Below are 7,341 nucleotides of genomic sequence, written 5' to 3' on the forward strand. Positions count from 1 at the left end.
ATTCCGCACCGTGACCTTGCCGCTGATCGCGCCCGGTATCCTGTCCGGGCTTTTGTTTGCCTTCGTCACCTCCTTCGATGAAATCATCGTCGCGCTGTTCATCACCAGTCCCTACCTCAAGACCTTGCCGGTGCAGATCTTCACCAGCATCACCCGCGACGCCGACCCGACGGTGACGGCCGTCGGAACCATCATCTTCATTGCCACGACGCTGATCATCAGCGCCGGGCTGATCATCAGCTCGAAATCGACGAGGAGTTGAGATGACTGCGAGGGAACGTGGCGCGGCCATCGACATCAAGGGCGCAACCAAGCGTTACGGCAATTTCACCGCGCTCGATGATGTCAGCCTGCATATCGAGCCGGGCGAGTTCATGACGCTGCTGGGGCCCAGCGGCTCCGGCAAGACGACCACGCTCAACGTCGTTGCGGGCTTCACCGACCTCACCGCAGGCGATCTTGCCGTCGGCGGCAAGAGCATCGTCGCCCTGCCGGCGCACAAGCGCAACATCGGCGTCGTCTTCCAGCACTACGCGCTGTTTCCGCACATGACGGTCGGCAAGAACGTCGCCTATCCCCTCACCTTGCGCGGCATGGACAAGCAGGCGCGCGACCGTCTCGTTGTACGAGCACTGGACATGGTCAAGATGGCCGATTTCGCGCATCGCTATCCCTCCGAACTTTCCGGCGGCCAGCAGCAGCGCGTGGCGCTGGCGCGTGCCATCGTCTTCGATCCGCCGCTGCTGTTGATGGACGAACCGCTCGGCGCGCTCGACAAGAAACTGCGCGAATGGCTGCAGCTGGAGATCAAGCGGATCCACCGCGAACTCGGCACCACCTTCGTCTATGTGACGCACGACCAGGAAGAAGCGCTGGTGCTCTCCGACCGCATCGCTGTGTTCAATCAGGGCCGCATCGAACAGGTCGGAACCGGCCGCCAGCTCTACGACGAGCCGACGACCTTGTTCGTGGCCAAGTTCATCGGCGAATCGACCAGTTTGCGCGGCGAGGCCCAGGCGTCCGGAGACCAGACCAGCCTGACGATCGCCGGCCAGAAGATCGTGGCCTACGGCAAGCTCGCCGGCGGCCGCAAACCGGTGGTCCTGCTGCGGCCGGAGAAGCTGTCGCTTGCCGGCACCAACACGCCTCCCGCCGCCGGGCAGAACAGCCTCACTGGTGAGGTCAGCGAAGCGATCTATCTGGGGTCGGGTTCGAAATACCAGGTGACGCTTCGCGATGGCTCGGTCGCCATCGTGCGCTCGTCGCTGGAAGCCACACCGTTCTCGATTGGTGACACGGTCGATCTGCGCTGGTCCGTCGTCGATGCAAAACTTCTTGCCGACGACGACCGCGCCGACATGACGATGACCTGACCGCTCTTTTCCCCGCAGGATTTTAGACATGGACGCCAAAGTCAACGGCAACGTCTCGTTCTGGTATGCCGACATCGGCCTGCCGGCCTATCGCGCGCCGCTTCCGGGCGACCTCGAAGCCGATGTCTGCATCGTCGGCGCCGGCTACACCGGCTTGTGGACGGCTTATTACCTGAAGAAGGCCGATCCATCGATCCGCATCGCCATCGTCGAGAGGGAGTTCGCCGGCTTCGGCGCGTCGGGCCGAAATGGCGGCTGGCTGTCGGCGGCTTCAGCTGGTCGCGCGAAAAATATCTGCAGACCTCGACGCGCGGCGCCGTCATCGACATGGAAACCGCCATGCATGGCACGGTCGACGAAGTGATCGCGGTGACCGAGACCGAAGGCATCGATGCCGACATCCGCCGGGTCGACAATCTGACGGTCGCCACCAATCCGCCGCAGCTCGAACGGATCAAGGCCGCCTATGCCGATGCGATCGGCTGGAGCGTTCCGAGCGAGCGTGTCAGCCTGATCGGTCAGGAAGAGGCCAGAGCCCGCATCAACATCAGAAATGTGCTTGGCGGCTATATCCACCACGGCACCGCGCGCGTGCAGCCGGCCAAGCTGGTGCGCGGCCTGTCCGAAGCCGTCGAAAGCATTGGCGTGCCGATCTACGAGCAGACCACCGTGACCGGCATCGAGAAGGGCAAGGTCACGACGAGCCGCGGCACCGTGCGCGCGCCAATCATCATCCGTGCCACGGAAGGGTTCACGGCCGGCATACCAGGCAATGAGCGGCTCTGGCTGCCGCTCAACAGCGCGCAGATCATCACCGAGCCGCTGCCGCAATCGCTATGGGACGAGATCGGCTGGGAGGGCCATGAGCTTCTCGGCGACGCCGCGCACGCCTATTGCTATGCACAGCGCACCAGGGAAGGCCGCATCACCATGGGCGGACGCGGCGTGCCCTACCGCTACGGCTCGCAGACCGACGTGCGCGGCCAGACGCAGCAGGCGACGATCGAAAGCCTGCACGCGATCCTCATCCGCCTTCTGCCACAGACAGCCAAGCTTCGCATCGACCACGCCTGGTGCGGCGTGCTGGGCGTGCCCCGCGACTGGTGCACGACGGCCGGTCTCGACCCTGAGACCGGCATCGGCTGGGCCGGCGGCTATGTCGGGCTCGGCGTATCCAGTTCCAACCTGTCGGGCCGCACGCTGCGCGATCTCATCCTGCGGCGCGACACTGAGCTGACCCGCCTGCCCTGGGTCAACCGCCAGGTCAGCAAGTGGGAGCCCGAGCCGATGCGCTGGCTCGGTGTCCACTCGATGTATCAGCTCTACCGCGTCGCCGACGAACGCGAGGAGGCCGGCCTCCAGCACACGTCGAAACTCGCCGCAATCGCCGATCGCATCACAGGACATTAAGAGACTGCCATGACCGATTTCCAGACCTTCGCCCATCTCGCCTCGATCGATCTCGGCGAGCCCGAGCCCAAGCCGACCTCGATCAGCGGCAATCAGTTCGAAGCAGCGAAGACGCTGTGGACCTCGCCCGACGGCACGCTGGAAGTCGGCGTCTGGGAGTGCACGCCGGGCCGCTTCACCGCATCGCGCGACAGCAATTCCGAAACGTGCCACATCGTGTCAGGCCGGGTCTCGCTGCATGGTCCCGATGGCCGCAGCAAGGACGTCGGCCCGGGCGAAATGCTGGTGCTGCCGAAAGGGTGGAAAGGCGAATGGACGATCCACGAGAAGACGCGGAAGCTCTATATCCTGCACTTCGAGGCGTGAGCCGACGTCCGCTTTGGCCGAAGCCTCCCCAACTTCGTCATCCTAGGGCGAAGCAGGAGCGAAGCTCCGTCGCGGAGACCCTGGGATCCATGCCGCGACCTTTGCCATGGAGTGCTGCGGAGCGGAATTCTGCACTGTTGCAGCGTTCCAGAGTCCCGGCATGGATCCTCGGGTCTGCGCCGCGTCGCTACGCTCCCTACTCCGCCCGTGGATGACGAAGAAATGGGCGTTTCCGCTAATCATTGAGTCATGAGCACCATCGACGTCCGCTGAGGGCGATAGCCGGTCGAAGACAATTTCGCAGTACCAATTAACCGTTTTGCCGCTTTTCGGTTCTAGGAATGGGATCATGAAACGCGTCATCGCCATCGCCGACCGTGCAGCTTCCGTGTCGCTGAAGCTGCTCGTCGCGCTCAACGTTCTGTTCTTCCTGTCGTTTCTCGCCGCGCTGCTGTTCGCGGCCGGCAAGGCGCATGCCGAAATCCCGACCTGCACCGGCGCCGACATGCTGTCGGCCTTGCAGAAGAACGATCCGGCGACCTACCGCAAGATCGAAGCGGAAGCCGCCGCGACACCGAACGGCAAGGGCCTGTTGTGGAAGCTGGAAAAGCCCGGCGAGAAGCCGTCCTTCCTGTTCGGCACCATGCATATGACCGACCCGCGCGTCACCACGCTGCCTCCCGACGCGCAGAAAGCCTATGACGCCGCCGGCACCATCGTCATCGAAACCACGGACGTGCTCGACAAGCAGAAGATGATGGTCGCGATGCTCAAGGAGCCGGACCTGATGATGTTCACTGATTCGACGACGCTGGCGTCGCTGCTGTCGCCCGACGATGCGGCGGCCATGAACGCCGCACTCGACGCACGCGGCATTCCTCCGGCAACGGTTGCCAAGATGAAGCCGTGGATGCTCTCGGCCATGATGGCACTGCCGGCCTGCGAGCTGGCCCGCCAGTCAGGCGGCGCCCCGGTGCTCGATGTCAGGCTGGCGGAAGGTGCAAAGGCTTCCGGCAAGCCGGTGGAAGGATTGGAGACTGCTGAAAGCCAGTTGCGCGCCATGGCCTCGCTGCCGCTGGCGTTTCACATGAAGGGCCTCGTCGACACGCTGAAGCTCGGCGATAAGATCAACGACATCAACGAAACCATGATCGTGCTCTACCAGCGCGGCGACACCGGAATGTTCTGGCCGCTGTTTCGCGCGGCCATGCCGGAAGGCACGGACGACCCCGCGGGCTATGCGGCGTTCGAGGAAACCATGATCACCAGCCGCAACAAGGTGATGGTCGAGCATGCCGAACCGATCCTTGCCAGGGGCAACGTCTTCATGGCGGTCGGCGCCCTCCACCTTCCCGGCCCCGAAGGCCTCGTCGAGGACTTCCGCAAGGCCGGTTACACCGTCACGCCTGTTGGACTTTAGCTACTTCAGTTTACTTCGCCACGATCTGGGCCAGCATCGCCGGAACGATGATCCGGTGAAACGGCATGATGATCGCAAGATAGGCGCGGCCGAGCCAATTGTGCGTCTTGACGATCGTCGTCGCGGCCACCTCTTGCCGGCCCATGCCGAGATCCCTGACTTCGACCAGGACACGGAAATCGAGATGCCGGTCGTCGAGGCCAAGCACAACCTTGCCGGGAAACTGGCTGATGAGCGGAAATATCCCGATCCGGCCTAACGGCAACACCGCAGCTTCCGAGCCCGTCTTCAGCCGGAACGGCTTGACGGCAAGGTTGCGTAGCGCCATGAGCCTGCCGACCCAGGGCGGCGTTGGCCCCAGGGCGCGTTCCGCCGCGCCGAGTGCCGTTAAAGAAAGACCCTGGGTGACCAGCACATAGCGGTCGGCGAACTGGGCTCCGGCGAGGGCATTGCAGTGATTCGGGACAAACTCTGCCAGGGGATTCGTCACGGCAAAATCCTCCGAAAAGATCATAATAGGCACCAACTTGGCGCGTTGCATGGCGAAACGACGCCATTCCGGCGCCGGAACGGCGGGATTGTCCTTGTTTTTGGCGTTTTCCAACCCTAGCGTGAAACCAGTTCAATGATTGCGCGTTATATGGTGTTGATTGATATTTTTCATCCACGGAGGACACTTTTATGGCGAACGCACCGAATCCAAACGACCCGTTCAATCCCAACACCACCAACACCACCATCAAGCAGAGCGGTGGCGGCGGTAGTGGCTGGCTGATTGCGCTGGTCGTCGTTATTCTGGCGGTTGTCGCGTATTATATTTTCGGAAGAAGCGGTGAGCACCCGGCACCCGCCGAGCCGCCGGCGGCCAGCACACCGGCGCCCGCACCGGCACCGGCCGAACCGATGAAGCCGGCCGAACCTGCGCCAGCACCCGCGCCTGCTCCGGCGCCTGCAGAACCGGCGCCTGCCCCGGCACCAGCGCCTGAACCGGCTCCGGCACCGGCCCCAGCGCCTGCACCGGCCAACTGATCGGCTCGATATCAAATACGAACGGCCCGCCGAAAGGCGGGCCGTTTTGTAGGGATCGCTACGTTCGTCACCCTCGGGCTTGACCGAGGATAGTGCCTTTAGATGTGGATCGGCTTGAAGAACGTTGCCAGCGCCGCCTCCTTGATCGCCTCCGACATCGTCGGATGCGCGTGGCAGGTGCGGGCGAGATCCTCAGACGAGCCCCCGAATTCCATCAGCACCGCCGCCTCGTGGATCATCTCGCCTGCGCCGAAGCCGACAATATGCACGCCGAGTACGCGGTCGCTCGTCTTGTCGGCGAGGATCTTCACAAAACCGTCGGTGTGCAGCATGGCGCGCGCCCGGCCATTGGCGCTGAACGGGAATTTTCCGGCCTTGTAGTCGATGCCGGCCTTCTTCAACTCTTCCTCGGTCTTGCCGACCGAGGCGATTTCCGGGCTGGTGTAGACGACGCTCGGAATGACGTCATAGTTCACGTGGCCGGCCTGGCCGGCAATGGTTTCGGCCACCGCCACGCCCTCGTCCTCGGCCTTGTGCGCCAGCATCGGCCCGGCGATGACATCGCCGATGGCATAGATGCCCGCGACATTGGTCTTGAGATGGCCATCGGTCTTGACCCGGCCGCGCTCGTCGACCTCGACGCCGGCTTCCCCGAGGCCGAGACTGTCGGCATAGGCGCGGCGGCCGGTGGCGATCAGCACGGCATCGGCCTCGATCGTCTCGGCGGCGCCGCCCTTGACCGGCTCGAAGGTGACGGTCGCACCCTTCTTGGCCTTGGCGACACCGGTGACCTTGGCGCCGAGCTTGAACTCGAAACCCTGCTTTGAAAGCAAGCGCTGGAACTGCTTGGAAACCTCGCCGTCCATGCCGCCCAGGATGGTGTCGAGGAATTCGACCACGGTGACCTTGGCGCCGAGCCGTGCCCACACCGAGCCGAGCTCGAGCCCGATGACACCGCCGCCGACCACCACCAGATGGCCGGGAACCTTATCAAGCGACAAAGCGCCGGTCGACGACACGATCACCTTCTCGTCGATGTCGACCTTGACGCCGGGAATGCCGGCGACATCCGAGCCGGTGGCGATGACGATGTTCCTGGTCTCGATCTCCTCGACCTTGCCGTCCTCAGCCGTCACCGACACCTTGCCTGCCGCGACCACCTTGCCAGTGCCGCGAAAGCTGTCGATCTTGTTCTTCTTGAACAGGAAGGCGACGCCGTTGACGTTCGACGACACCGTCGCATCCTTGTGCGCCATCATCTTCTTCAGGTTCAATTTCGGCGCCGATATCTCGACGCCGAGCGTGTCGAAGGAGTGACCGGCCTCGGCGAACATCTCGGAGGCATGGAGCAGCGCCTTGGAAGGGATGCAGCCTATGTTGAGGCAGGTACCGCCGAAGGTCGCGTTCTTCTCGACCACCGCGACCCTGAGCCCGAGCTGCGCCGCCTTGATGGCGCAGACATAGCCGCCCGGTCCCGATCCGATGATAACGACGTCATAAGCCATGATACTGTCCTTCTGTTTGAGCATGATGCCGTGTGACGCGGTTTTCGGATAACATCCTGCTCGATCTGCTTGAGAGCGCTCAGCGGCCGCCGCTTACATTCAGGATCGCGCCTGTCGTATAGGACGCGGCGTCGGAGAGAAGATAGAGAACCGCGCCGGCGACTTCAGCCACTGTACCGGCTCTTTTCATCGGCAGCAGGTCGCGGAACCGCTCCACCCTGTCCGGCTGCCCGCCGGA

General features: G+C 63.4%; 8 protein-coding genes and 1 pseudogene. 6 read left to right on the forward strand and 3 right to left on the reverse strand.

The features are described from left to right. The 5 genes and pseudogenes from EOC06_RS28450 to EOC06_RS28470 all read left to right on the forward strand — a co-directional run. Positions 1-262, forward strand: a 262-nt coding sequence (locus EOC06_RS28450) for an ABC transporter permease (RefSeq protein ID WP_128309366.1), incomplete at its 5' end; no start/stop codon positions are given. Between the two features lies 1 nt (position 263). Then, positions 264-1,373 (forward strand): ABC transporter ATP-binding protein, encoded by a 1,110-nt coding sequence (locus tag EOC06_RS28455; protein ID WP_127267128.1) that lies wholly within the window; start codon positions 264-266, stop codon positions 1,371-1,373. Positions 1,374-1,401: 28 nt separating this feature from the next. Then, a pseudogene (locus tag EOC06_RS28460) lies at positions 1,402-2,783 on the forward strand (NAD(P)/FAD-dependent oxidoreductase). A 9-nt stretch (positions 2,784-2,792) separates the two neighbouring features. Continuing rightward, on the forward strand, positions 2,793-3,149 hold the full coding sequence (locus EOC06_RS28465) for a cupin domain-containing protein (protein WP_127267126.1): 357 nt from the start codon (positions 2,793-2,795) through the stop codon (positions 3,147-3,149). Between the two features lie 349 nt (positions 3,150-3,498). Beyond that, entirely contained in the window at positions 3,499-4,569 is a 1,071-nt protein-coding gene (locus tag EOC06_RS28470; RefSeq protein ID WP_128309367.1) for a TraB/GumN family protein, read from the forward strand. Positions 4,570-4,579: 10 nt separating this feature from the next. On the opposite strand, the gene EOC06_RS28475 is transcribed toward EOC06_RS28470, so the two are convergent. Further along, a complete protein-coding gene (locus tag EOC06_RS28475) occupies positions 4,580-5,173 on the reverse strand; it encodes a DUF2867 domain-containing protein (RefSeq protein ID WP_128309368.1) in 594 nt (197 codons plus the stop codon). Between the two features lie 77 nt (positions 5,174-5,250). On the opposite strand from EOC06_RS28475, the gene EOC06_RS28480 reads away from it, so the two are divergent. Further along, positions 5,251-5,598 carry a hypothetical protein gene (locus EOC06_RS28480; RefSeq protein WP_128309369.1) on the forward strand — a complete coding sequence of 116 codons (348 nt, stop codon included), beginning with the start codon at positions 5,251-5,253 and terminating at the stop codon, positions 5,596-5,598. A gap of 98 nt (positions 5,599-5,696) precedes the next feature. Here the strand turns inward: EOC06_RS28480 and lpdA are convergent, their stop codons facing one another. Both lpdA and EOC06_RS28490 read right to left on the reverse strand, forming a co-directional pair. Beyond that, entirely contained in the window at positions 5,697-7,127 is a 1,431-nt protein-coding gene (gene lpdA / locus EOC06_RS28485; protein ID WP_329608532.1) for a dihydrolipoyl dehydrogenase, read from the reverse strand. 55 nt (positions 7,128-7,182) lie between these two features. After that, a partial coding sequence (locus tag EOC06_RS28490; RefSeq protein ID WP_128309370.1) for an SDR family oxidoreductase occupies positions 7,183-7,341 on the reverse strand: 159 nt, incomplete at its 5' end.

The sequence above is a fragment of the Mesorhizobium sp. M7A.F.Ca.MR.362.00.0.0 genome (genome assembly GCF_004023175.1).
In the GTDB taxonomy this organism is placed as follows: Bacteria; Pseudomonadota; Alphaproteobacteria; order Rhizobiales; family Rhizobiaceae; genus Mesorhizobium.

Bases quoted from the DNA above. Each gene is read 5' to 3' on its own strand.
- EOC06_RS28455 (WP_127267128.1), top strand. From the start codon at position 264: ATGACTGCGAGGGAACGTGGCGCGGCCATCGACATCAAGGGCGCAACC.
- EOC06_RS28465 (WP_127267126.1), top strand. From the start codon at position 2,793: ATGACCGATTTCCAGACCTTCGCCCATCTCGCCTCGATCGATCTCGGC.
- EOC06_RS28470 (WP_128309367.1), top strand. From the start codon at position 3,499: ATGAAACGCGTCATCGCCATCGCCGACCGTGCAGCTTCCGTGTCGCTG.
- EOC06_RS28480 (WP_128309369.1), top strand. From the start codon at position 5,251: ATGGCGAACGCACCGAATCCAAACGACCCGTTCAATCCCAACACCACC.
- lpdA (WP_329608532.1), bottom strand. From the start codon at position 7,127: ATGCTCAAACAGAAGGACAGTATCATGGCTTATGACGTCGTTATCATC.